The organism is Sphingomonas sp. BL-S-30, from assembly GCF_055521475.1.
In genome coordinates, this window is record NZ_CM145481.1 from 3,270,689 (window position 1) to 3,296,033 (window position 25,345).

A 25,345-nucleotide genomic window follows, 5' to 3' on the forward strand; every position below is an offset into this window, starting at 1 on the left:
CTTCGCCGCAGATTGCGGGCCATCCAGCGACGGAGATTTTCGTGCATCATTTGAAATCCACCTGCGCGCCCCTCGCCTTCGGCGCTGCGCTGCTGCTCTGCGCGACGACACCCCTGTCCGCCCGCCCCCAGGCGGCCCCCGCCCCCGCCGCGCAATCGCCCTATATCCTCGAGGAAGTGATGGTGCCGATGCGCGACGGCGCGAAGATGCAGACCGTCATCCTGCGCCCGCGCAACCAGACCGTTCCCCTGCCGATCCTGTTCTCGCGCACCCCGTACGGCCTGAACCTCTCGGCGCCCGCCTCGGTGCCGAAGAACTGGGCGGCGCTCGACAAGGACGGCTATATCTTCGTCTCGCAGTCGATGCGCGGCCGCTTCAAGTCGGACGGCGTCTTCACTCTGTCGACCGCGGTCCACCCGAACGATCCCAAGGCGATCGACGAAGCGACCGACGCCTGGGATTCGATCGACTGGCTGGTGAAGAACGTGCCGGACAATAACGGCAAGGTCGGCATGTTCGGCGTGTCCTATCCCGGCTTCGCCGCCGCCGTCGCGCTGGCGCATCCGCATCCGGCGCTGAAGGCGGTCAGCCCGCAGGCGGCGTGGATCGATTACTGGATGAGCGACGATCTCCACCGCAACGGTGCGCTGCGCCTGAGCTATGCGACTGACTGGGTGTCCGGCCTGCAGATCGACAAGAACGACAACAAGGCGTTCGAGTACGATATGTACGATACGTACGACTGGTTTCTGAAGATCGGCCCGGTCGAGAATATCGACAAGCTCCATTTTAAGGGCCGGGTGCCGATGTTCACCGCGCTGCTCGACCATCCCAATCACGACAGTTTCTACACCGATCAGCGCTGGACCGACTCGCTCGGCAAGGCGACGGTGCCGACGCTCAACGTCGCGGGCTATTGGGATCAGGAGGATCCCTGGGGTTCCTGGCAGATCTATTTCAAGCAGAAGCAGAACGACCCGGACGGCCTCGTCTCGATGGTCTCGGGGCCCTGGGCGCACGGCACCTGGCGCACGCCCAACGACGCCCTCGGCCCGATCCCCTACGGCGTGCCGAGCGGCCAGCAGTTCCTCGAACAGATCGAGGCGCCGTTCTTCGCCTATTGGCTCCATGGCAAGGGCAAGCGCCCCGAGGCCGGGGTGAAGAGCTTCCAGAGCGGCAGCTGGAAATGGAAGGATTACAAGGGGTGGCCCGCCGCCGGCGCGAAGGCGAAGGACCTGTTCCTCCACGCCGATGGCTCGCTCTCCTTCACCGCGCCCGTCGCCGGCGAAGCGTGCCGCGATTATGTGTCCGATCCGGCGAACCCGGTGCCGTTCCGCCAGCCGCCGATGTCGGGCACCTATCTCAGCCCCGACTGGCGCTGGTGGGAAGCGGCCGACCAACGATTCCTCGGCGGGCGGCCCGACGTGCTGAACTATATGACCGCGCCACTATCCGAGGACCTGACCGTCACGGGCACCGTCGCGGCCAGGCTGATGGCGTCGACCAGCGGCACCGACAGCGATTTCGTGGTCAAGCTGATCGACGTCTTCCCCGATACTTATGTGAAGAATCCCGAGCAGCTCCAGTCGGGCGACTATGCCAAGTCGCTCAACGGCTATCAGCTGCCGATCGCGATGGACGTCCGTCGCGGGCGTTTCCTGACCAGCGACACCGCGCCGGAAGCGCTGGTGCCGGGCAAGGTGGTCGCGTGGGAGGTGCCGCTGCACGAACGCGACCATGTCTTCCTCAAGGGCCACCGCATCATGGTGCAGGTCCAGTCGAGCTGGTTCCCGATGCTCGACCGCAACCCGCAAAAGTTCGTGCCGAACATCATGCGCGCGAAAGCGGGGGACTTCGTGAAGGCGACGCAGAAGGTCTGTGCCGGATCGAAGGTGACCCTGCCGGTGATGTGATTTTTGTTCCTCCCCGGACTGATTCCTCCCCGGAACGGGGAGGGGGACCATTTGCACCTTCTGCAAATGGTGGAGGGGCTTGGAGCGCGGGACAGAGCTTCCGCGCTCCAAGCCCCTCCACCACGCGCTGAAGAAGCGCGGTCCCCCTCCCCGAGCAAGCTCGGGGAGGAACAAGAAGGTCAGTTCTTCAGCCGCCACCCGGTCCTGAAGATCCACCCGACCAGCACGAGGCACGCCACCAGGAACAACGCCGTCACGCCCAGGCTGACCAGCACGCTCACATCGCCCTTGTCGAAAAAGGCCCAGCGGAAGCCGCTGACCAGATAGACGACCGGGTTGAACAGGCTGACCGTCCGCCACGGTTCGGGCAGCATGTCGATCGAGTAGAAGGCACCGCCGAGAAAGGTCAGCGGCGTGATCAGCAGCGCGGGCACGAAGCTCAACTGCTCGAAGCCCTTGGCCCAGATGCCGATGATGAAGCCGAACAGGCTGAACGTCACGCTGGTCAGCACCAGGAAGCTCAGCATCGCCAGCGGGTGCGCGATGTGCAGCGGCACGAACAACGCTGCCGTCGCGAGGATGATCAGCCCCAGCACGATCGACTTGGTCGCCGCCGCGCCGACATAGCCCACCACCATCTCCATCGGGGTGACCGGTGCCGAGAGCAGCTCGAACATCGTGCCGGTGAATTTTGGGAAATAGATGCCGATCGACGCATTGGAGATGCTCTGCGTCAGCAGCGACAGCATGATCAGCCCCGGCACGATGAAGCTGCCATAACCGACCCCGCCCACTTCCTGCATGCGTGACCCGATCGCGCCGCCGAACACGACGAAATAGAGCGAGGTGGTGATCACCGGCGTGACCAGGCTCTGCCACAGGGTGCGCAGCGCCCGGGCCATCTCGAAGCGGTAGATCGCCCAGATGCCGTGCGTGTTGATTCCAGCCGCGCTCATGCCGCCTGCTCCACCGGCTTGTGTTCGACAAGGTCGACGAAGATGTCCTCGAGCGAGCTCTTGTGCGTCTCCAGATCCTTGTAGCCGATGCCGAGCTCGCCGAGCTTCGCCAGCAGCGCGGGGATATGCTCGTCCTCGGCGTTGAAATTGTAGAGCAGCTTGCAGCCTTCGTCGGCCAGTTCGACCTGCCATTCGCCCAGCGCCGGCGGAACGGCCTCCAGCTTCTCCTGCAGCGAGATCAGCATCTGGCGCTTGCCCAGTCGCTTCATCAGCTCGGCCTTCTGCTCGACCAGGATGATCCTGCCCTTGTCGATCACGCCGACCCGGTCGGCCATCTCCTCCGCCTCGTCGATATAGTGGGTGGTGAGGATGATGGTGGTGCCCTTCTCGCGCAGCCGGTGGATCAGTTTCCACATGTCGCGGCGCAGCGACACGTCGACGCCCGCGGTCGGCTCGTCGAGGAACAATATGTCGGGCTCGTGGCTCAATGCCTTGGCGATCAGCACGCGGCGCTTCATGCCGCCCGACAGCTCCATGATCTTGGCCTTGCGCTTGTCCCACAGCGACAGGTCGCGCAGCACCTGCTCGACATAGGCGTCATGCCCCGGCCGGCCGAACAACCGGCGGCTGAAGCGCACCGTCGCCAGCACCGTCTCGAACATGTCGACCGACAATTCCTGCGGCACCAGCCCGATCAGCCGCCGCGCCGCGCGGTAATCGGTCAGCGCGTCATGCCCCATCACCGTGACGGTGCCGGAGGACGGCGTGACGATGCCGCAGATGATGCTGATGAGCGTCGTCTTGCCCGCGCCGTTCGGCCCGAGCAGCGCGAAGATTTCGCCCTTGTTGATATCGAGATCGACCGGTTCCAGGGCGCGCTGGCCTGAAGCATAGGTCTTGGAGACGCCCTTTACGGACAGGATGGTTTCCATGAAGCCCCTTTTCGTTGGGCGACAAATAAGGACGCGCCCCGGGCGGAACAACCGGCCCGCGAAAACTCAGCTGTCGGCGCGGGCCGCGGCCACGGCCTCTTTCAGGTCCTCGAACGACAGGACCGAGGACACCACCCGGTTGCCGATCACGAAGCTCGGCGTGCCGGTCATGCCGAGCTGCCGCATCACCTGGATGTTGGTGGTGATTTCCGCATCGGCGCGCGGCGCGAAGGCGGCGGCGCGCTTCAGGTCGACGCCAGCCTTGCGCGCCGCCGCCGTCATGCTCTCGGGCGTCACCTGTCCGGCGGCGTAGAGCGCGTCGTGAAAGGCGGTGAACTTGCCCTGGTCGGCCGCGGCAAGGCTCAGCCTGGCGGCGTCGGCGCTGGTCTCGGCCAGGATCGGCAGCTCGCGATAGACCACTTTCACCTTGGGGTCCGACGCGATCAGCCGCGCGACATTGGGCAGGCTGGCGCGGCAATAGCCGCAATTATAATCGAAATATTCGACAATGGTGACGTCGCCATTGGCGTTACCGGCCCAGGCGCTGCCGAACGGCTTCAGGATCACGTCCGCATTGGCGTCGATGACCTTGCCCGTTGCGCGGTCGCGCAGCCGCTGAATCGCCTCGGAGACGATTTCGGGATGGGCGCGCACATACTCGCGCACGACGCGCTCGACCCGCGCCTGGTCCGCGCTGCCGAGCGACGACGGCGCGGCCAGCTGGAACAGCCAGAACGCGCCCGCGCCGACCAACGCCGCGACCAGCGCCAGCCCGGCGAGCACCAGCGGATTCTTCGACAGGCGTTCGATCATCGGCGCTTATACTTTTTCGGGTTGTCGTCCATTTCGTTCTGCGACGTCATCGCGATGTCCTGCGCGCGGATCCAGTCGCTGCTGTTGGGGGGGATGCCCTGCATCGCGCCCCGCGCGGCATAGGCGGCGGTGCGGACATCGCCGGTCAGGCTCGCCTGTTCGGCGGTCGCCAGCAGCGCGCGCGGCTCGTCACCCGTCCGGGAATAGGCAGTGCCGAGCTGATACCAGGCAAAGGGATTGTCGTCGTCGCGCGCCACCGCCTGGCGCAGCACACGGATCGCCTCGGGATAGTTCGCCTTGTTCTCGGTGGCGATCAGCGCATGGCCGAAGGTCGTGGCGATCAGCGGGGAATTGTCCGATCGCTCGGTCGCCTCGCGCAGCGGTGCCAGCGCCTCGGTCGGCTTGCCCGCCTCGAGCAGGATCTGTCCCTTGATCTCCAGGAAATAGGGGTCGTGCGGCGCCGCCTTCACCAGCGCCTCCGCCTCGGCATCGGCCTTGTCCGGATAGCCCGCCTTGTGCCACGCATAGGCCCGGGCATAATGCGCATAGGCGGACTGGTCGCTCTCGGGGAATTCAGTCAGCGTCTGCTGATAGGTCGCGACATAGCCGCGCAGCTTCGCCTTCACCCGCCGGAACCGGTCTTCCAGCGCCGGGTCGTTCGGCTTGTTCCAGGCGGGTGACGCCATGACGTCGCCGGTCAGGTTGGCGATGCGCGCGCCGCTCAGCGGGTGGCTCTGCGCGAAGGGATCGATATTGGCGAGGCCATAGGAATATTCCTCGTTCTGCAGCTTCTTGAAGAAGCTCAGCATGCCGCGCCCGCTGACCCCGGCCTCGCGCAGGAACTTCGCCCCGGTGGCGTCCGCCGTCGCCTCCTGCACCCGGGTGAAGGCCAGGAACTTGCCCATCGCCGCGGTCTGCCCGGCGGCGAGGATGCCCGCGCCCGCATCGCCCGCGCCCGCCGCCATCGCCGCGATGCCGATGACCATGCTGAGAATGGTGATGCCGATCGCGGGCTTGGTCCCGGCGCCCTGCAGGATGACATGGCCGTCGGCGATATGGCCCAGCTCGTGCGCGATCACGCCCTGCACTTCATTGGCGTTGTCGGCCGCCTGGATCAGGCCCGAATGGACATAGACGGTCTGCCCGCCGACGACGAAGGCGTTGATCGAATCGTCGTTGATCAGGACGACGCGGACATTGTTGGGCGACAGCCCCGCGGCGAGGATCAGCCCGCGCGACATGTCGTTGAACATGGCCTCGGTCTCGGCATCGCGCAGGATCGACTGCGCGAAGGCCGGTTGCGCCCAGAGGAGGATGGAAACCGCGAACAGCGCGATGAGCCGCTTCATGCACGACATATCGCCGAGAAATCCCTCACAGGCAATTGAACTAGGGCGATCCCTGCGGGGGAAGGGGTGAATGGCGGGTGAAGGTGGTGTTTCTTGCCACGGAAGCACTCCGACGATCAGAGGCGCCATCGACCCTCTTCGTCATGCCGGACTTGTTCCGGCATCCATCGTCCCGCAAGCGCCGCAGATGCTGCGTTCGCGGAACCATGGCCCCCGGAACAAGTCCGGGGTGACGGGTGGAGTTTGGGAAGTCACGCTTCCACAACGCTCTCCCCAAAAGGAAACGCCGGCCGGGACATCGAGTCCCGGCCGGCGCTGATCCACTCCATACCTCGTCAGAGGCGCGGGTCGTTACTGCCCAAACGTCCGCTGCCACCAGCCGCGACGGGGCGAGCCCGCCTCGCCCGGATCGGGATCGATCCCACCGGCGGCGTCATCGGCCGGCGCCGCGCCGTCCTCGACGAGCGCAACGGCAGGCGCCTCCTCGGTGATCGACTCGGGCGCCGCCGCTTCGGACGCAGCCGCCTTGGCGCGGCGGGCGCGCTTCGGCTTGGCCGGTGCTTCCTCGGCGGGCGCTTCGACCGCCTCGACGACGGGCTCCGGCTCCGGCGCGGCAACCACCGCCTCGGCTTCAGCGGCGTCCGCCTTCTTGCGGCGTGCGCGCTTCGGCTTGGCCGGCGCGGCCTCCGCCTCGGCGGCGGGAGCTTCGACGACCGGCGCCGCCTCGACGACGGGCTCGGACGCTACCGGCTCAACGGCTTCCCGTGCCTTGGGACGACGGCGGCCCTTCTTGGGCGCCTCGACCTCGGCCGGTGCCTCTTCGGCTATCGGTGCTTCGGCGACGGCTTCAGCCTCACCAGCTTCAGCCTCGACCGGCGCGGACTCGCCGCCCTCGGCGCGATCGCCCTCGCCGCGACGACCGCCGCGACGGCCCCGGCGTCCGCGACGACGACGACCTTCGGCCCCGCCATCACCTTCGCCCGCTACCGGCTGCTCGCCCGCGACCTCGGCCCCACTCTCCTCGGCGCCCTCATCGGCTGCCTCGGCATCGCCGTCGGGCTCGCCCTCTTCGCCTTCAGCGCGCGGAGCGCCCTCCTCGCCCTCGGGACGATTGCGGCCGCGACGACCGCGACGGCGGCGACGACGGCGCGAACCGCCTTCGTCGCTTTCCGACCGCTCGCCACGCTCGCGCGGCTCGCGGGGAGCGCGTGCCTCGCGGGGCGCTTCTTCTTCTTCCTCGTCCTCGACCTCGTCGATCTCGTCCTCGATATCCTCTTCGATATCGTCCTCGATCTCTTCGATCGGCGCTTCGAAGCGCGGCGCATGCGCCGGCGGCGGTCCGGAGACCTCGACCGACATGCGCGCGCCTTCCTGCTCGCCGTCCGGCGCGACCTCGATCATCACGCCGTAGCGATCCTCGATCTCGGCCAGTTCCGCGCGCTTGCGGTTGAGCAGGTAGAAGGCCGCTTCCTGGCTGGCGCGCAGCAGCAGCTGCGATCCGCGGCCCTGGGCGGCTTCGTCCTCGATCAGGCGCAGCGCGGACAGGCCGGCCGACGAGGCGGTGCGGACCAGGCCGGTGCCCTCGCAATGCGGGCACTGGCGGGTCGACGCTTCGAGCACGCCCGTGCGCAGCCGCTGGCGGCTCATTTCCATCAGGCCGAAGCTGGAGATGCGGCCGACCTGGATGCGGGCGCGATCGTTCTTCAGCGCTTCCTTCATCGCCTTCTCGACCTTCCGGACGTTGGACCCATTGTCCATGTCGATGAAGTCGATGACGACGAGGCCGGCCATGTCGCGCAGACGCAGCTGGCGGGCGATCTCGTGCGCGGCTTCGAGGTTGGTCGCGGTCGCGGTCTGCTCGATGCTGTGCTCGCGGGTCGAGCGGCCGGAGTTGATGTCGATCGAGACGAGCGCCTCGGTCGGGTTGATCACCAGATAGCCGCCCGATTTCAGCTGGACCACCGGGTGGTACATCGCAGCGAGCTGTTCCTCGACATGGCTGCGCTGGAACAGCGGCACCGGATCGGAATAATGCTTCACCTTGCGGGCATGGCTCGGCATCAGGAGCTTCATGAACTCCTTGGCCTGACGATAGCCCTGCTCGCCCTCGACGATCACTTCGTCGATGTCGCGGTTGTAGATGTCGCGGATCGCGCGCTTGAGCAGGTCGCTGTCGCCGTAAACCAGGGCCGGCGCCGACGAAGACAATGTGGTCTCGCGAATGCCATCCCAAAGGCGCGCCAGATAATCGAAGTCGCGCTTGATCTCGACCTTGGTGCGCTGGAGGCCCGCGGTGCGCACGATGCAGCCCATCGACGGAGGCAGCTTCATGTCCGCCATGATCGACTTCAGGCGCTTGCGGTCGCCCGCATTCGAGATCTTCCGGCTGATGCCGCCGCCATGCGACGTGTTGGGCATCAGCACGCAATAGCGGCCGGCGAGCGACAGATAGGTGGTCAGCGCCGCGCCCTTGTTGCCGCGCTCTTCCTTGACGACCTGGACCAGCAGCACCTGGCGGCGGCGGATCACGTCCTGGATCTTGTAGCGATGGCGCAGGTTGGTGCGGCGCTCGCGCAGATCGTCGACCGCGTCGTCCGATGCGGTGCGCTTGCGGCGGCCGCGGCCCCTGCTCTCGGTCTCGGCGCTTACCTCGGGGTCGGCGCCGCCATCGTCCTCGAACCGCTCGACCGATTCGGGATCGGGCTCGAAGCCGTCATCGCCCTCGCCTTCACCCTCACCTTCGTGAAGATCGTCCTCGGCATCCATCTGGGCGCGCAATGCTGCCTCTTCGGCGGCATGCTCGGCCTCTTCGCGCAGCAGCGCGTCGCGATCCTCCTTGGGGATCTGATAATAATCGGGGTGGATTTCCGAAAAGGCGAGGAAGCCGTGGCGGTTGCCGCCGTAATCGATGAAGGCCGCCTGGAGCGACGGTTCGACACGGGTAACCTTGGCTAGATAGATATTGCCCTTGAGCTGCTTGCGCTCGGCGGACTCGAAATCAAACTCCTCGATCCGGTTCCCCTTGACGACGGCAACCCGGGTCTCTTCCCGGTGCCGCGCGTCGATCAGCATACGCATGGTCATTTATTGTTCTCCGGGCGCGCGGTCCGGGGCCTGGCGGCATCCGCCGCGCGCGATTGTGATGCGGCGACGTGGTGGCGGAATTGCCGCCCTTGTCCGTGCCGCGTGTGGTTTCGAAAAATGCCTCTGTTCGCGATCCACGCCCCGGCATCTGGCCCTGGGCATCCCGCGCGCTCGCGATCCCGCCGGTATGAACCGGGCGGTGCGAGGGGCGGGAAAAATGCATCATGCGAACGTCAACCTGAAGAGCCGCCACCGAGAAATCCGGCGCGGCCATGGGACCGAACAGACGCCAGAAGAGGCGCTTGCCGGTGCAATTTCATGCCTAGCACCGCTGTGCTCGCGCAGCAACCGGGACGTTTCTCCCCGGGTACGCCGCAATTTCATGTCAAATTTTGCTGCGCGCCATTTTCTGCTACCCATGCCGGAAGGAATGCCCGCCCATCGCGCGGGTTGTTGTGTACCCGATGGGATCCCGCCCCGTGCCTTTTCGCTGGACCATTGCCCTGCCGGGCCTGCATTACCGATCGGTGTCGTTGCTTCTCGCTTTCCTGGCCTGCTGGTTCGGCGGCGTCCCCGCATGGGCCGCGAAGATCGAGCGGGTCGAGATCCGGCGGGACCGCATCGTCATCCGTTTTGACCAGCGCGTCGCCGACGCCTCCAGCTTCATGCTCGCCCGGCCTCAGCGGCTCGCAGTCGACATCACCGGCGCCACGCCGGGGTCGCCGGTTCGGGCAAGCGGGGCAAAGGACATGGTCTCGGCGGTGCGCCAGTCGCCGCGCGGCACGGACGGACTCCGCATCGTGTTCGACCTCAGCCGTCCGGCGATCGTCACGGAGGGGAGTTTCGGCGCCGATGGCCGCGAGCTGACCCTCGCGCTGCGCACCGTCGACGATACCCGCTTCGCCCGCGCCACGACGGACCGGCGCCTGCGCTTCCTGCCAAGCTTCGATATGGGGAGGGCCGCGCCGGCGCGCAAATATGAGGTATCGGTGCCCATCCCCAGGGCCCGCCGCAGCCTGGCGCTGCCGCGCGTCTATGGCGATGACGACAGCCGCCCGCTGGTGGTGATCGATGCCGGCCATGGCGGCGTCGATCCCGGCGCGATCTCGCCGGTCGATGGCCGCCGCGAAAAGGACGTGACCCTGAGGATCGCCCGGGCGATCCGCGACGAACTGCTCCGCTCGGGCCGGGTCCGTGTCGCGCTGACCCGCGAGGACGACCGGTATCTCGTGCTGAAGGAACGCTATGGCATCGCCCGCAAGCTGAAGGCGAGCCTGTTCATCTCGATCCATTGCGACAGCGTGGACAGCAGCGACGCGTCCGGCGCGACCATCTACACCTTGTCCGAAGTCGCGTCCGACAAGGAATCCGCCAGGCTCGCGGCGCGCGAGAACAAGGCGGACATCATCGCGGGCGTCAACCTCGCCTCCACCTCGGCCGATATCTCCTCGATCCTCATCGACCTCACGCAGCGCGAGACGATGAACAGCTCGGCCAGCTTCGCCCGGCTGCTCGGCCGCGAGGCCCAGTCGCTGATGCCGCTGAAGCCGAACTTCCACCGCATGGCCTCGCTGATGGTGCTGAAGGCGCCCGACATGCCGTCGATCCTGTTCGAGACCGGCTATATCTCCAACCCGAAGGACGCGGCCTTCATCGATTCGCGCGACGGCCGCCAGCGCATCGCCGAAAGCGTCCGTCGCGCCGTCGACATCCACTTCGCGCGGCGGCTCGCGGCGGGGGAGTGATGCCGGACGCGGGCGCCCCCTGGGGCCGACGCGGACCGCGAGCGAGAGAGGGCGCATTCTTGATCGCGTGACAGGGCGCGTTCCAAAACCCGCTATTTCGGTGACAGTTTACTAATTAGCCAGTCCTCGCGACCATAGGCAGATGGCGCGCTGGCACGAATCGATCCCCGCTGTCCCCACCATGTGTGGCAGGGACGGGTCGGCTCGGTGGCGATGGACGATGCGTATCTGGCCAGCGCCCGATACGTCGCGATAAACCCGGTCCGGGCGCGCCTGGTCGACCCGCCGGCGGACTGGCGCTGGTCGAGCACCGCCGCCCATGGCAGGCCATTGGGGGCGGCGTGGATCGAGGCGAACGAGCGGCAAACTGAGCGGACGCTCGCCACGCAACGGCGAGAGCCGAAACCCGGGATTAATCAGTAAACTCACCAAAATCCGGGATGATTGTTCGAATCTGTCGTTGATCGATTCAACGGCGATCCGAATCGCTGCACCATGGAGGCCGGCCGGAGAGTGATGAAATCCGGCCCGCTCTTTCTCATGACGGTCGCGGCATCATTGCCTCATCCGTCCCTGCTACGGCGACCGTGCCCTGTTAACGGCACGGACCCGCCCTGTTCCGCGGGAACTTCGCCCTGTTCTTCAGGAACAGGGCAAACGACCATCAATATTTTGAAATATATGAAAAATATCTCCAACAAAGTTGGAAATAACAGGGCAAGAAAAAAACTCGGCCCTGTTCCACCCTGTTAATGGCCCGGAACAGAGAGAGCGGCCCCTGCGGACTGTCGGCGGCTCAACGGAAAAGGAGCCATTCGCCACGATGCTACCGGCGACGATGGCCGCTCCGTTTATCCTTCCAGGCGGTCGGCAAACGCACGTCGCCACGCTGCATGTGACCGAGGTCTCCGCGCCACTCCAGCCCCCGCCGCCCGGCGACGATCGGGCGGGTGGTGAGGCTCGGCGCGGTGGCGGCCCGCCCCGGCCAACCTCGCGTCCGGCGCGATGGAAGGACTGAGGCTGGCAAGCCCTGAGAAACTTGCTAGAGCGTCGGCCCTGTATGACCAGTACCGAATCCAGCGTGAAGTTCCGCCTCCGCCGCGACGTGGAGGGAATTCGTGGTCTCGCCGGGCGCGCCTGGGGGCGCTGGTGGGTCAAGGCGCTCGCCATTCTCGCGGTGCTGATCGCCATCGCCTATGCGATCTTCTGGTATGTCTTCGCCAGCGACCTGCCCTCGGTCGACAAGCTGCGCGCCTATGAGCCGCCACTGCCGACCAATGTGCGCGGCGTCGACGGCATGCCGGTCCAGAGCTATGCCCGCGAGCGCCGCGTCGAGCTGAGCTATGCCGAATATCCGCCGCTGCTCGTCCGCGCCTTCCTCGCCGCGGAAGACAAGACCTTTTTCGAGCATCACGGCGTCGACTATCCCGGCATGGCCGGTGCGGTGATCGACTATGCGACCAAGATGGGCACCGGCCGCCGCGCCAAGGGCGGATCGACCATCACGCAGCAGGTCGCCAAGAACCTGCTGATCGGCAACACCTATTCGCCGACGCGCAAGATCAAGGAAGCGATCCTCGCCTACCGGATCGAGGATACGCTGACCAAGCAGCAGATCCTCGAACTGTATCTCAACCAGATCGCGCTCGGCCGGAACGCGTTCGGCGTCGAGGCGGCGAGCTATGCCTATTTCAACAAGGAACTGAGCCAGCTCGACCTCGCGCAGATGGCCTATCTCGCCATCCTGCCCAAGGGCCCGTCCAATTACGATCCGTTCCGCAGCACTCAGCGCGCGCTCGACCGGCGCAATTACGTGCTGGGCGAAATGCTGAAGAACGATTTCATCACCCAGGCGCAGCATGACCAGGCCGCCGCCGAGCCGCTTGGCGCGGTGCCGCGCCAGACGCCCAAGACCGAGGTCGCCGGTGCCGGCTATTTCGTCGAGGAAGTCCGCCGCCAGCTGATCGACAAATATGGCGAGGACGAGAAGGCCGGGCCGTACAGCGTCTATTCGGGCGGCCTGTGGGTGCGCACCTCGCTCGACACGAAGATTCAGCTCGACGCCCAGACGGCGCTGCGCAACGGCCTGGTCCGGTTCGATCGCGGGCGCGGCTGGAGCGGCCCGCTGCGCCATGTCGAGATTTCCCGCGACAACTGGCAGTCCGCGCTGCTCAACACCAATCTCCGCCTCGACTATCTCGACTGGCGCGCCGCGATCGTCACCGCGATCGGCGGCGGCTCCGCCACGCTCGGCTTCGGCAACGGCCAGACCGGCACCCTGCCCGCCTCGGGCGCGCAGATGCCGGTGCGCGGCCAGGGCGGCACGGCCTTTGCCGCGCTGAAGGTCGGCGACATCCTGGCGGTCGCGCCGGAGGGCGGCGTCTTCGCGTTGCGCGCGGTGCCGAAGATCTCGGGCGGCTTCGTCGTCGAGGAACCCGCGACCGGTCGCGTGCTGGCGATGCAGGGCGGCTTCGATTCGAGCATCCAGTCGTTCAACCGCGCCACCCAGGCGATGCGCCAGCCCGGCTCCACGATCAAGCCGATCGTCTATGCCGCGGCGCTGCAGGGCGGCATGACGCCCGCCTCGATCATCGTCGACGGGCCGTTCTGCGTCTATCAGGGCGCCAGGCTCGGCCAGAAATGCTTCCGCAACTTCGGCGGCGGCGGCTCCGGCCCGCACACCATGCGCTGGGGTGTCGAGCAGTCGCGCAACCTGATGACGGTGCGTGCCGCCTCGCAGACCGGCATGGAGCATGTCGTGTCGCTGATGGACCAGATCGGCGTCGGCAAATATCCGCCCTATCTCTCCTTCGCGCTCGGCGCGGGCGAAACGACGGTGATGCGCATGGTCAACGCCTATGCGATCCTCGCCAACCAGGGCCGCGGCCACCCCGCCACCCTGATCGATTTCGTCCAGGACCGTCACGGCAAGGTGATCTGGCCGGAGAACTGGCGCGCGTGCGATCGCTGCAACGCGCCCGACTGGAACGGCAAGCCGATGCCCCGCCCGGTGACGCGCGGCCGCCAGATCGTCGACGCGCAGAGCGCCTATCAGATGGTGCATATCGCCGAAGGCGTGATCCAGCGCGGCACCGCGACTGTGCTGCGCGATCTCGACCGGCCGATGTTCGGCAAGACCGGCACCAATTCCGGCCCGACCGATGTGTGGTTCATCGGCGGCACCCCGCAGATGATCGGCGGCGTCTATATCGGCTATGATTCCCCGACCGGGCTCGGCGGCTATGCCCAGGGCGGCACCATCGCGGCCCCGATCTTCAAGGAATTCGCGCTCAAGGCCTATGAAGGCATGGAGAAGATCCCGTTCCGCGCGCCCGCCGGCATCCGCATGGTCAGGATCGACCGCGCCTCGGGCAAGCCGGTGTTCGGCGCCTGGCCGACCAGCGACCCGAAAGCCGCGGTGATCTGGGAAGCGTTCAAGCCGGAAAGCGAACCGCGCCGCGCGCGCCGCGACCTCGAGACGGACGCCGCCGCCGACAAACCCAAGGAAGCCAAGCCCGTCGAGCGCCAGGATACGGCACCGCGCGATTCCGACTTCCTCCAGCGCGAAGGCGGTATCTATTGATCGGGCAACCGCCTTCAGCCGCGCCGGTCGGGCGCCAAATCGCATCCCGTAGCAGCCGCTTCTTGCCAAGGACGGGCGGAATCTACTAGCCCGCCCTATCTATCCCTGTGAGCCGGCTCCTGCCGGCATGACGAGTATTTTCCGGAGTTTCCACCATGCGCGCCGAAGCGCAGGCTCATGTCGACACCATCAATGACGCGCTCGCGCTGCTCCGCCGCTTTCTCGACTGGGACCGCGCGCTCCGGCGGCTCGACGAGCTGAACGCGCGCGTCGAGGATCAGGCGCTCTGGAACGATCCCAAGCTCGCCCAGTCGGTGATGCGCGAACGCCGCCGTCTCGAAGAGGCGATCAACGCCACGCGCGCCATCCAGACCGAGCTCGACGACACCGCCGAACTGATCGAGATGGCCGAGGCCGAGGGCGACGAGGAAATGGCGGCCGACGGCACCAGGAGCCTGGCCGATCTCGCGTCGCGCGCGGAGCATGACAAGATCCAGGCGCTGCTCGCCGGCGAGGCCGACGGCAACGACACCTATATCGAGGTCAATTCGGGCGCCGGCGGCACCGAGAGTCAGGACTGGGCCGGCATGCTGCAGCGCATGTACACCCGCTGGGCCGAACGCCATGGCATGAAGGTCGAGCTGGTCGACCAGCATTCGGGCGAGCAGGCCGGCATCAAATCGGCGACGATGCTGGTCAAGGGCGAGAACGCCTATGGCTATGCCAAGACCGAAAGCGGTGTGCATCGCCTTGTCCGCATCAGCCCCTATGACAGCGCGGCGCGGCGCCACACCAGCTTTGCCAGCGTCTGGGTCTATCCGGTCATCGACGAGAATATCGAGGTCGAGATCAACGAGAGCGAGCTGCGCATCGACACCTATCGGGCGTCGGGCGCGGGCGGGCAGCACATCAACACGACCGATTCGGCCGTGCGCATCACCCACATCCCGACCGGCATCGTGGTGCAGTGCCAGAACCAGCGCAGCCAGCACAAGAACAAGGCCGAGGCGTACAACCAGCTCCGCGCCAAGCTCTATGAGCGCGAACTCCAGATCCGCGAAGCCGCCGCCAATGCGGAGAACGCGACCAAGACCGATATCGGCTGGGGCCACCAGATCCGCTCCTATGTGCTCCAGCCCTATCAGCTGGTGAAGGACCTGCGCACCGGCGTGACCTCGACCAGCCCGTCCGATGTGCTGGACGGCGATCTCGATTCCTTCATGGCGGCTGCCCTGTCGCAGCGGGTGACCGGCGAGACGGTCGAGGTGGAGGACGTCGATTGAGGCTTTTCACCCGCCGTTCGTTTCGAGCGCAGTCGAGCAACATGACCGTGGCCCCTGCCGCGGTTTCTCGACTGCGCTCGAAACGAACGGTCCTGGGGATGGGCCTGCTCCTCGCACTGGCCGCCTGCGAGCCCGGGCCCGCGCGTGTCGCCGAGGAACAGGACAAGGCCGGTCCCTTCCCCGCTGCGGATCGCCCGGTCGCCCATATCATCTCGTCGCGCTGGTCGACCGAGGAAGCCCGTGACCGGCTGAACGAGGCGTCCGAGGTGATGGACAAGGCCGGGCTCAAGGCCGGCATGACCGTCGCCGATATCGGCGCCGGCGAGGGCTATTACACGATCCGCGCCGCCGCCCGTGTCGGCAAGGATGGCCGCGTGCTCGCCGAGGATATCGTCGCCGGCGTCCGCGACGCGCTGGCCGAGCGCGTCGCGCGCGAGCGGCTCGACAATGTCAGCGTGCGCCTCGGCTTGCCCGCCAATCCACGCCTGCCCGATGCGAGCTTCGACCGGGTGCTGATGGTGCACATGTACCATGAGATCGAGCAGCCCTATGAATTCCTCTGGCGCATGCGGCCCTCGCTGAAACCCGACGGCCTGGTCGTGGTGGTCGACGCCAACCGCGCGACTCAGGATCACGGGACCCCGCCGGGCCTGCTGCGCTGCGAGATGGCGGCGGTCGGCTATAGCCAGGTCGGGATGTACGACATGCCCTCGGCCGGCGGGTATCTCGCCACCTTCCGCGCGGTCGGGCCGAGGCCGGAGCCCAGGGCGATCAAGCCGTGCAAGCTTCCCCACTAGAGCGCGTTCGACCAAGGTCGAATCGCTCCAGATTTTGTTGTCGCGTTTTCCGAGCCGCTGACTGTTCCAGCCAGCTCGAAAACGCTCTGGACTGACCACTCAGGCGATCATGGCCAACGGCGACCCAGGCCCCGACGGCGATGACCACGCAATCCTGCCATGGCGCCTCGTGGCCGGCGCCTTTCTTCACTTTGCCGTGCCCGCCTATATCCTCACGGTACCGCTCGCCTGCCTGTTCGCCGCCCCGCCCGCCGCGACGGTCGAGCATGTCCTGAAACTGGCCTTGCCGTTCAGCGGCTGGTTCCTTGCGCTCTATGCCGCGTCCGGCACGCTCTTTTCGCTCGGCGCCGCGCTGCTCGACCCGGCGCTTCGCCGATCGCGGCGCCGGCGCGACGCGCGCGATCCGCGACTCGCGGCGTTGCGATCGGCGGAGCGCCTGTCCCGGGCCATTGCCGGGGGCCGGCGCCTGTACGGCGACCGGGGCCCGCCTGCGCTCGACAGGCTTGCCGCGACGCCGTGCGACCATGCCGATCCGCGTTGCCAGGCGCTGTCGGCGGACCTGGCCGAGATCGTGCGCACCTCCGCAGCGGCCCTGGCCACCGCGCCGACCGAGCGCCGCGAAGCGATCCTGGAGAGGGCGGCCGTCGCGCTTGATCGGATCGACCGCGCAGTCGCCGCCCTGCGCGCCGAGCGCGGACGCCTCGACGAAGGCGATGCCTTGACCGTCGCACGCTATGTCGAATCTCGATACGGGCCTTCCGATTTCACTGGAGACCAGCCCTGAACAGGCGTAAATAGACTGGGAGCGCGGCTCTTGCGCTCGTCTAAAGGTCCCAAGGACACCCCCACAAAATGACAAATATGTACATGCTCGGCGCATCGGCCGTCGTGGTGCTCGTCGTCGTTTTACTTTTCACCATCTCTCGCTGCGTGCGATATGTCGGGAACAATCGCGTCGCCATCGTAGAGAAACTATGGAGTCGTCGCGGTTCCGTGCCCGGCGGGCTGATCGCGCTCAATCGAGAGGCAGGATATCAGCCCGAGGTGTTGCGTGGCGGCTATCACTTCTTCATCCCGTTTCAGTACCGGATTCACGCGCAGCCGCTGGTTACTATCCCGCAGGGCCAGGTCGGTTATATCTTCGCGCGAGATGGCGCGCCGCTCGGCCCGACCCAGACGCTGGCGAGCAACCTGCGCACCGCCGATTTCCTCGATGTCCGCACCTTCCTGAGCGAGGGCGGGCAAAAGGGTCCGCAGCGCACGATCCTGCGTGAAGGCACCTACGCCATCAACCTCGCCCAGTTCGTGATCATCACGCGCGAGCATATCTATGGCCTGATGCTCGAGGCCGCCGATCGCGATCTCTTCGCGGAAATGCAGAGCGTCATCGAGGACCGCACCGGCTTCGGCGCGGTGGTGATCAAGGACGCGTCCGACCAGATCGGCGTGGTGACGGTGCATGATGGCCCGGCGCTCACCGCCGACCAGATCATCGCGCCCGAGGTCGGCGTCGATCAGGCGGACACCGCCACCTTCCACAACAGCTTTCAGGATCCCGAGAAGTTCATCGCTGCGGGCGGACGTCGCGGGCGTCAGCTCCAGGTGCTGGTCGAGGGCAGCTATTTCATCAACCGCCTGTTCGCGACGGTCGAGATGGTCGCCAAGACCGTGATCGAGGTCGGCCATGTCGGCGTGGTGATCAGCTATACCGGCGACAGCGGCGCCGACACCTCGGGCGACGATTACCGGCACGGCGAGCTGGTCGATCGGGGTACGCGCGGCGTCTGGAGCGATCCGCTGCTGCCGGGCAAATATGCCTTCAACACCTATGCCGGCAAGATCGTCATCGTGCCGACCACCAACTTCATCCTGAAATGGGATGCGGACACGACCGGGCAGCACAAGCTCGACGAGAATCTGTCCGAAGTGTCGCTGATCACCCGCGACGCGTTCGAACCGACCCTGCCGCTCTCGGTCGTGGTGCATATCGATTACCGCAAGGCGCCGCTGGTGATTCAGCGCTTCGGCGACATCAGGAAACTGGTCGAACAGACGCTCGACCCGATGGTCTCGGCCTATTTCAAGAACGTCGCGCAGAAGCGCACGCTGATCGAGCTGTTGCAGGAACGCTCCGACATCCAGGAGCAGGCCGGCGATCAGATGCGCGCCAAGTTCAGCGGCTATAATCTGGAATTGCAGGAGGTGCTGATCGGCACGCCCCGTGCCGCCGCCGGCAACGACCAGATCGAGAAAGTGCTGCAGCAGTTGCGCGAACGCCAGGTCGCCGAGGAACAGGTCGCGACCTATCAGAAGCAGCGCGTCGCGGCGCAGGGCGAGAAGGAGCTTCGCGAGGCCCAGGCCCGCGCGCATCAGCAGACCGCGATCACCGAGTCCGAGCTCTCGATCACCGTGCAGGAGAATCAGGGCAAGGCAGCCGTGAAGCGCGCGACTCAGGATGCGGAGCAGACGCGCACCTTGGCTAAAGCCGAGTCGGACCGCATCCGGATCATCGGCGAGGGCGAAGCGGCGAAGGTCGTGGCGCTGGCAGGTGCCGAGGCGGACCGCATCACCAAGACCGGCCTCGCCACGGCCGAGACGATCGAGAAGCAGGCGGCTGCCTCGGGCGGCGCGCAGTATCAGCTGACGCGCCAGGTGATCGAGCGGCTCGCCGAGGCGCTGGAGAAGTCGGGCGTCGACATCGTCCCGCGGGTGCAGATCAACACCGGCGGCGAACGCGGCGAAAACGGCGGTTCGATCCAGGCGCTGATCGGCATGATGCTGTCCGAAAAGGGCATGGCGATGCTGGGTAGCCCGGCCGCAGCCAATGATCCGGAAGAGACCGTCGCAGCCGAATAGTCGTGGCGTCAGCGGGCGCCGCCGGTCTGGCGGTGCCCGCGCGCTGATCGCTTGGCGCGGGGCCGGCGCCGCGCTATCGGTCGGCCATGCGTCAGTATCTCGACCTCATGCAGCGCGTGCTCGACACCGGCGCGGAACAGATGGACCGCACCGGCACGGGCACGCTTTCCGTGTTCGGTCACCAGATGCGCTTCGACCTGGCGAAGGGCTTCCCCGTCCTCACCACCAAGAAGCTCCACCTCCGCTCGATCATCGTCGAGCTGCTATGGTTCCTGCGCGGCGACACCAACGTCCAGTGGCTGCAGGACCGCAAGGTGAGCATCTGGAACGAATGGGCGGATGAGGAAGGCGAGCTCGGGCCGGTCTATGGCAAGCAATGGCGCGACTGGGACGCAACCGATGGCCGCCATATCGACCAGATCAAGGACCTGATCGGGCAGATCAAGACCAGCCCCGCCTCGCGCCGCCAGATCGTCACCGCCTGGAACCCCGGCGACCTTCACGCCATGGCGCTCGCGCCCTGCCACTGCCTGTTCCAGACTCATGTCGCGAACGGCCGGCTGTCGCTGCAGCTCTACCAGCGCTCGGCCGACATCTTCCTCGGCGTGCCGTTCAACATCGCCAGCTATGCGCTGCTCACCCATATGCTCGCGCAGCAATGCGGACTCGAGCCGGGCGAGTTCATCTGGACCGGCGGCGACTGCCATCTCTATTCCAACCATCTCGATCAGGCGCGCGAGCAGCTCTCGCGCGAGCCGGGTCCGCTGCCGCGGCTCGAGATCCTGCGCAAACCGGGCGGGATCGACCAATATGAGTATGAGGATTTCCGCCTCGTCGGATATGAGGCCCAGGCGCACATCAAGGCGCCCGTCGCGGTCTAGTCGGAGCCCGCCATCTGCTGGGTGAAGTCGAGCACGATGAACTCGGCCGGATGGATCATCTGCAAGGTGACGGAGACGCGCATCGTGCCGTCCAATATGTCCTGTCCCGTCATCGTCGATCCCAGTCCCACCCGGACCTGAAACGCGTCGGACGCCTTGTCGCCCATCAGCCCGCCCTGCGCCCAGAGCCCGGTCAGGAAATTCGAGATCATCGCGGTCACGCTCGCCCAGGTCTGTTGCGTATTGGGCGCGAAGACGAAGGGCTGGAGCGCCGCCTTGATCGACTGTTCGATGTAGATCAGCGTCCGCCGCACCTGGATGTAGCGATAATCGTTGCTGTTGCCGTCGAGCGTCCGCGCGCCCCAGACCACGACGCCCCGGCCGGGGAACAGCCGGGTCGCGTTTACCGCCAGCCCGTCCAGCGGCACATTCATGTCGCCCTGCTCGGCATCGTTGATCGGGATCGTCACGCCGTCGACCATCGCGACCGAAAGATTCGCCGGCGCATTCCACACGCCGCGGCTGCTATCGGTATCCGCATAGAGGCCGGCCATCGCAGGAGAGGCCGGCATGATCCGCCGGTTGCCGCCGATCACCGCGTCGAGGAACGGGAAATAGCTCGCGCCATAGCTGTGCGCGTCACCCTCCAGCGCCATGCCGGCGCGGAAGCGGGAGATGGCGTCGTCGATCAGCGCGGGCGTGTCGTTGGCCGGATCGCGGCCACCCGGCACGTCGAGGATCGCGAATCGGTCCCGCAATGCCGCGCCCTGATTCACCATCGCGCAGGCAAAGGAATGATAGTCCGCCTCGGCCATCGCCAGCGCATCCGGCGCGACGAGCAGGGTGGGCCCATTCTGCCGCGCGACGATATCGAGGCCGGCACAGAGGCGCTGCGGCGCCAGCCCGGCCTCGCCCAGATCGGCGGTGAAATCGGCGAAGCTGCCGACCGACACCACATAACAATTGCCGCCGCCATTGCCGAAGAACAGGACGAGGCTTTCCCAGAGAATCGGGGCGATTCCAGTCGCGTCGCCGCTCCAGCCCATGCCGAAAAAGGTCTGATAGTCGATCAGCGAGGCGATCTGCGTCGGCTGGTTCTCGAGCGATGCGCCACTGTCCGGCTCGATCGCCTTATCGCTATAGCCGATAAAGGCGGGAATGGCGGTCGGCACCCCGGCAATCGAGGGCGGAAAGCCGGGCAGCTCCTCGACATAGACGCCCGGCGTCTTCAGTTCGTTCATGTCCACCCCCCGATGCCTGAACGGCGAGCCTAACAGGCGGCCTGCCCTGCGCAACGGCCAATATCGCCGCGACCGGCTCCATTTCCAGCGGCGATTCAGCCGCCGTTCAGTCGAACGATTACATATGTAGTCGGACAGGAAAAAAGGGAGAAAAAGCGTGCGGGAAATCCATTACACCATCATCACGGCCACCCTCGCCGCCGCGCTGCTGCAGTTGCTGGCGAGCCAGACCACTGCCGAGCCCGTGAAGAAACTTGCCTGTACCTGCGCGCCGAGGGCGATCCCGTCATGAACGGCACAAGGCGGTGGCACCACCGCCGCGCCCGTCGCATAAGCGGCTCATGTCGATTCCTCCCCGCATCACCCTCCACCTTGCCCGTGCCGACAATGGCGTGATCGGGCGCGATGGAGGGCTGCCCTGGCGCCTGCCCGCCGATCTCAGGCGCTTCAAGGCCCAGACCATGGGCAAGCCGATGATCATGGGCCGCAAGACCTTCGAGAGCTTTCCGGCCCCCCTGCCCGGCCGCCGCCACATCGTCCTGACCCGCGATGGCCGCTGGTCGGCGCCGGGCGCCGAAGTGGCGCATTCGGTCGAAGCGGCCATCGCGCTCGCCGACGCCCCTGACATCGCCGTGATCGGCGGTGCGGAGATCTTCGCGCTGTTCCTCGGCCGCGCCGACCGCATCGAGCTGACCGAGGTCCATGCCGCGCCTGAGGGCGATGCGACCGTCCCTGCCTTCACCGGCTGGCGCGAGGTCGGGCGCGAGGAGCATCCTGCAGAGGGTGAGCGACCGGCCTATGGTTTCGTGACGCTGGAACGATAGGCCGGTATCTCCTTCCCCGGCAAAGGCCGGAGCAGTTGGTTAGAGCGGGCATCGCGATCGCCGTCTTGTTCCAAGGCCCGTCGTCCCGCATACCCATCGGACAGATCGGCACCTGTGATGCCGACATCGCGGAGGGGTGACATGCGCAAATGGCTCTGGGGCATCCTCGCCCTGATTCTGATCGCCGCGATCGCCTTCTTCACCCTGGCCCCGGCGATGATCGAACGCTCGATGAACAAGGTCGAGCCGGTCGCGCTGAAGATCACGCCGCGCGCCCGCGCGCTCCACCCGACCTTGCAAGTGGCCGACATGCATGCCGACACGCTGTTGTGGAAACGCAGCCTGCTCGACCGGGTCGATCGCAGCCAGGTCGATCTGCCCCGGCTGATCCAGGGCAATTACGCGCTGCAGGTCTTCTCCTCGGTGACCAAGACGCCCAAGGGCCAGAATTACGACGCCAACACCGCCGACAGTGACAATATCACCTCGCTCGTCATCGCTGATCTCCAGCCGCCGCGGACCTGGGTTTCGCTGCTCGAACGCTCCTTGTGGCACGCGACCAAGCTCGACCGTTATGCCGCCGCGTCGAACGGCCAGTTCCGCGTGATCCGCACCCCGGCGCAGCTCGACACGCTGCTGGCGGATCGTGCCGCGGGGAACAAGGTGGTGGGCGGCATGCTCTCGATCGAGGGGCTGCAGGATCTGGAAGGCAAGCTCGCCAATCTCGACCGGCTCCATGCGGCGGGGTTCCGCATGGCGGGGCTGGCGCACTTCTTCGACAATGACGTGGCCGGATCGATGCACGGCGTCGCCAAGGGCGGCCTCTCGCCGCTGGGCGTGCAGGTCGTGCGGCGAATGGAGAAGCTCGGCATGGTCGTCGACGTCGCGCATTCGAGCCATGCGACGACGGCGCAGGTGATCGCCATGGCCAGGCGTCCGATCGTCGCCAGCCACACCGGCGTGCAGGCAACCTGCAAGGTCAACCGCAACCTCACCGACGACGAGATCCGCGGCATCGCGAAGACCGGCGGGGTAATCGGCATCGGTTATTGGGACGCGGCGATCTGCTCCACCAAGCCAGAGGCGGTCGCGGCGGCGGTCGCGCATGTGCGGGATGTGGTCGGGATCGACCATGTCGGTCTTGGCTCCGATTTCGACGGCGCGGTGACCACCGGCTTCGACGCGAGCCAGGTCGTGGCGGTGACTCAGGCGCTGATCGACCGGGGTTTCTCGGATGCGGATATCGCCAAGGTGATGGGCGGCAATGTGTTGCGGGTACTGAAAGCGGGGATCGCGCCTTCATGACCTTCCCGGCACGGGGAGGCCAGCACGGAGAGGATTGTGTCTCTCGCTTCCCATCCCTATGCCCGAACTCATGGAGCGGCTTGACGGCGGCTCGGTGGTGCCTCCCGAACTTCGGGGCGGGATCGTCGCGCTGGGGAATTTCGACGGGTTCCACATGGGGCATCAGGCAGTGGTCGGCCGCGCGGTCGAGCGCGCCCGTGCGGAAGGCCGTCCCGTGCTGGTCGCCACCTTCGATCCGCATCCCGTGCGGCATTTCAAGCCCGATGCCGCGCCCTTTCGCCTGACCACGCTCGACCAGCGCGAAGAGCTGTTCGCCGGCGCCGGCGCCGACGCGATGATCGTGTTCCGCTTCGACGCGGCGCTCGCTGGCCTGACCGCGATGGAGTTCGTCGCTGATCGCCTGCTCGACAAGATCGGCGTGGGCGGCGTGGTGACGGGTGAGGATTTCACCTTCGGCAAGGCGCGCGGCGGCAATGTCGACGTCCTCGCCGATCTCGGCGCGAAGAACGGCTTTTCGGTCGATACCGTCGCCCCGGTCGAGCTGGACGGCGAGGAAGTATCGTCGAGCCGGATCCGCGACCTGCTCATCGCCGGCGATCCGCGCGGGGCGGCGCGGCTGCTCACCCGGCCGTTCGCGATCGAGGGCGTGGTCCAGCATGGCGACAAGCGCGGCCGACAGATCGGCTACCCCACCGCCAATATCGAGATGGGCAATTATCTGCGCCCCGCTTACGGCATCTACGCGGTGCGCGGGCGGCTGCCCGACGGACGCGTGCTCGACGGCGCGGCCAATCTCGGCGTCCGCCCCAGCTTCGATCCCCCGCGCGAGCTGCTCGAACCCTATTTCTTCGATTTCTCCGGCGACCTGTACAACCAGACGATCGAGATCGCGCTGGTCGATTTCCTCCGCCCCGAGGCGAAATTCGACACCCTCGAAGCCCTGACTGCCCAGATGGAAAAGGATTGCGCCCGGGCGAAGGAATTGCTGGCCGGCTAGCGAGCCTGCGCGGGCGACGTCGTTCCTGGGAGAAGCAAGTTTGGCCCGCGCAGGGCTCGCGCATCCGCACTGCCGGGAAGCGCGCGAACGCAAAATGGGGGCCGGCATCGCTGCCGACCCCCTGTCGCCGGACTTCGATCCGCTTGGCTCCTCCGAAGAGACGCCCGCGCCCTCTGGTTTCGGCGGCATGCTCCACCCATGCCGCGAACGGCATCAGGCTTCGCATTTTGGTCACCGGGGTCGGGCGCGATACCCTTGCGGGCCTCAGCGCCGCGACCTCCGGCGGCCAGCTCGATCATCAGGCCGAAACCCGACAATCGCGCTTTGGCCACTATCTCCGAACCACCTTCCACCCGTTGCGAGGCGGCGCGTATCCGGTCTTCACGGCCACGCCCTTCCCCATCGCTGGGATCGAAAAGGACGCTTGGAACATCTTTCCTCGCCTGTCCGCCAGGCCTTCGCTTGCGCGATGGCGGGCCTTCCTGCGTGGTCCGACACTCCCCCAACATCATGAACGGTTTCCTTGCGGCACCTTTCCACAACCTTGGTGCAAGTGACTGATGTCTCTGCGATTTCTCGCTTCCTCATCGTCCGCTTACAGTCATGATGCTGTCATCGAATCCGAGTCGTGCAAAGAGCCAAACGATTCGCCGCGGCTGTGGATAACGTGGATATCGTGGAGAAGAATCCGCTCCCTCTCCGATCCCGCGCGGCGATGAACGGCACGTTGTTTTAGGTTCATGCAACTTCGGCCAAACCGGAAGCGTTACGCCCCTGATATTGATT

Annotated in this window: 19 protein-coding genes; 13 read left to right on the top strand and 6 right to left on the bottom strand. The window is 66.3% G+C overall.

Going from position 1 to position 25,345, the window contains the following annotated elements; genetic code table 11:
• The first annotated feature begins 41 nt into the window (after positions 1–41).
• The gene (locus ACZ1I5_RS15165) at positions 42–1,913 is read left to right on the top strand and encodes a CocE/NonD family hydrolase (protein ID WP_465170070.1); all 1,872 of its coding nucleotides are present in this window, start codon (positions 42–44) and stop codon (positions 1,911–1,913) included.
• A 179-nt stretch (positions 1,914–2,092) separates the two neighbouring features.
• Here the strand turns inward: ACZ1I5_RS15165 and ACZ1I5_RS15170 are convergent, their stop codons facing one another.
• From ACZ1I5_RS15170 to ACZ1I5_RS15190, 5 genes are all read right to left on the bottom strand, one after another.
• On the bottom strand, positions 2,093–2,869 hold the full coding sequence (locus tag ACZ1I5_RS15170) for an ABC transporter permease (protein WP_465170071.1): 777 nt from the start codon (positions 2,867–2,869) through the stop codon (positions 2,093–2,095).
• A complete protein-coding gene (locus tag ACZ1I5_RS15175; RefSeq protein ID WP_465170072.1) occupies positions 2,866–3,801 on the bottom strand; it encodes an ABC transporter ATP-binding protein in 936 nt (311 codons plus the stop codon). The genes ACZ1I5_RS15170 and ACZ1I5_RS15175 overlap by 4 nt, the downstream gene beginning before the upstream one ends.
• Before the next feature lie 66 nt (positions 3,802–3,867).
• Positions 3,868–4,614 (bottom strand): DsbA family protein, encoded by a 747-nt coding sequence (locus ACZ1I5_RS15180; RefSeq protein ID WP_465170073.1) that lies wholly within the window; start codon positions 4,612–4,614, stop codon positions 3,868–3,870.
• Entirely contained in the window at positions 4,611–5,963 is a 1,353-nt protein-coding gene (locus ACZ1I5_RS15185; protein ID WP_465170074.1) for a M48 family metalloprotease, read from the bottom strand. The genes ACZ1I5_RS15180 and ACZ1I5_RS15185 overlap by 4 nt, the downstream gene beginning before the upstream one ends.
• A gap of 351 nt (positions 5,964–6,314) precedes the next feature.
• Positions 6,315–9,047 carry an Rne/Rng family ribonuclease gene (locus ACZ1I5_RS15190; RefSeq protein ID WP_465170075.1) on the bottom strand — a complete coding sequence of 911 codons (2,733 nt, stop codon included), beginning with the start codon at positions 9,045–9,047 and terminating at the stop codon, positions 6,315–6,317.
• Positions 9,048–9,526: 479 nt separating this feature from the next.
• Between ACZ1I5_RS15190 and ACZ1I5_RS15195 the strand changes: the two genes are divergently transcribed.
• The 8 genes from ACZ1I5_RS15195 (at position 9,527) to ACZ1I5_RS15230 (ending at position 20,192) form a co-directional block, all read left to right on the top strand.
• The gene (locus tag ACZ1I5_RS15195; RefSeq protein WP_465170076.1) at positions 9,527–10,792 is read left to right on the top strand and encodes an N-acetylmuramoyl-L-alanine amidase; all 1,266 of its coding nucleotides are present in this window, start codon (positions 9,527–9,529) and stop codon (positions 10,790–10,792) included.
• Between the two features lie 183 nt (positions 10,793–10,975).
• Positions 10,976–11,215 carry a hypothetical protein gene (locus tag ACZ1I5_RS15200; protein ID WP_465170077.1) on the top strand — a complete coding sequence of 80 codons (240 nt, stop codon included), beginning with the start codon at positions 10,976–10,978 and terminating at the stop codon, positions 11,213–11,215.
• 637 nt (positions 11,216–11,852) lie between these two features.
• On the top strand, positions 11,853–14,375 hold the full coding sequence (locus ACZ1I5_RS15205; protein WP_465170078.1) for a penicillin-binding protein 1A: 2,523 nt from the start codon (positions 11,853–11,855) through the stop codon (positions 14,373–14,375).
• Positions 14,376–14,530: 155 nt separating this feature from the next.
• On the top strand, positions 14,531–15,658 hold the full coding sequence (prfB, locus tag ACZ1I5_RS15210) for a peptide chain release factor 2 (RefSeq protein ID WP_465170079.1): 1,128 nt from the start codon (positions 14,531–14,533) through the stop codon (positions 15,656–15,658).
• 98 nt (positions 15,659–15,756) lie between these two features.
• Positions 15,757–16,455, top strand: a complete 699-nt coding sequence (locus ACZ1I5_RS15215; protein WP_465170080.1) for a class I SAM-dependent methyltransferase — start codon at positions 15,757–15,759, stop codon at positions 16,453–16,455.
• A gap of 109 nt (positions 16,456–16,564) precedes the next feature.
• Positions 16,565–17,239 carry a hypothetical protein gene (locus ACZ1I5_RS15220; RefSeq protein WP_465170081.1) on the top strand — a complete coding sequence of 225 codons (675 nt, stop codon included), beginning with the start codon at positions 16,565–16,567 and terminating at the stop codon, positions 17,237–17,239.
• Between the two features lie 68 nt (positions 17,240–17,307).
• Complete coding sequence (locus ACZ1I5_RS15225) at positions 17,308–19,311, top strand: SPFH domain-containing protein (protein ID WP_465170082.1); 2,004 nt, start codon at positions 17,308–17,310, stop codon at positions 19,309–19,311.
• Between the two features lie 86 nt (positions 19,312–19,397).
• The gene (locus ACZ1I5_RS15230; protein ID WP_465170083.1) at positions 19,398–20,192 is read left to right on the top strand and encodes a thymidylate synthase; all 795 of its coding nucleotides are present in this window, start codon (positions 19,398–19,400) and stop codon (positions 20,190–20,192) included.
• Here the strand turns inward: ACZ1I5_RS15230 and ACZ1I5_RS15235 are convergent.
• On the bottom strand, positions 20,189–21,433 hold the full coding sequence (locus tag ACZ1I5_RS15235; RefSeq protein ID WP_465170084.1) for a phage tail sheath family protein: 1,245 nt from the start codon (positions 21,431–21,433) through the stop codon (positions 20,189–20,191). The two genes, ACZ1I5_RS15230 and ACZ1I5_RS15235, sit on opposite strands and share 4 nt — an antisense overlap.
• A gap of 157 nt (positions 21,434–21,590) precedes the next feature.
• Here ACZ1I5_RS15235 and ACZ1I5_RS15240 point away from each other — a divergent pair, with 157 nt between their 5' ends.
• The 4 genes from ACZ1I5_RS15240 (at position 21,591) to ACZ1I5_RS15255 (ending at position 24,559) form a co-directional block, all read left to right on the top strand.
• The gene (locus ACZ1I5_RS15240; protein WP_465170085.1) at positions 21,591–21,725 is read left to right on the top strand and encodes a hypothetical protein; all 135 of its coding nucleotides are present in this window, start codon (positions 21,591–21,593) and stop codon (positions 21,723–21,725) included.
• 49 nt (positions 21,726–21,774) lie between these two features.
• Positions 21,775–22,257 (top strand): dihydrofolate reductase, encoded by a 483-nt coding sequence (locus tag ACZ1I5_RS15245; protein ID WP_465170086.1) that lies wholly within the window; start codon positions 21,775–21,777, stop codon positions 22,255–22,257.
• Positions 22,258–22,398: 141 nt separating this feature from the next.
• On the top strand, positions 22,399–23,562 hold the full coding sequence (locus ACZ1I5_RS15250; protein WP_465170087.1) for a dipeptidase: 1,164 nt from the start codon (positions 22,399–22,401) through the stop codon (positions 23,560–23,562).
• Between the two features lie 70 nt (positions 23,563–23,632).
• Positions 23,633–24,559 (top strand): bifunctional riboflavin kinase/FAD synthetase, encoded by a 927-nt coding sequence (locus tag ACZ1I5_RS15255; protein ID WP_465173981.1) that lies wholly within the window; start codon positions 23,633–23,635, stop codon positions 24,557–24,559.
• Positions 24,560–25,345: the final 786 nt, after the last annotated feature.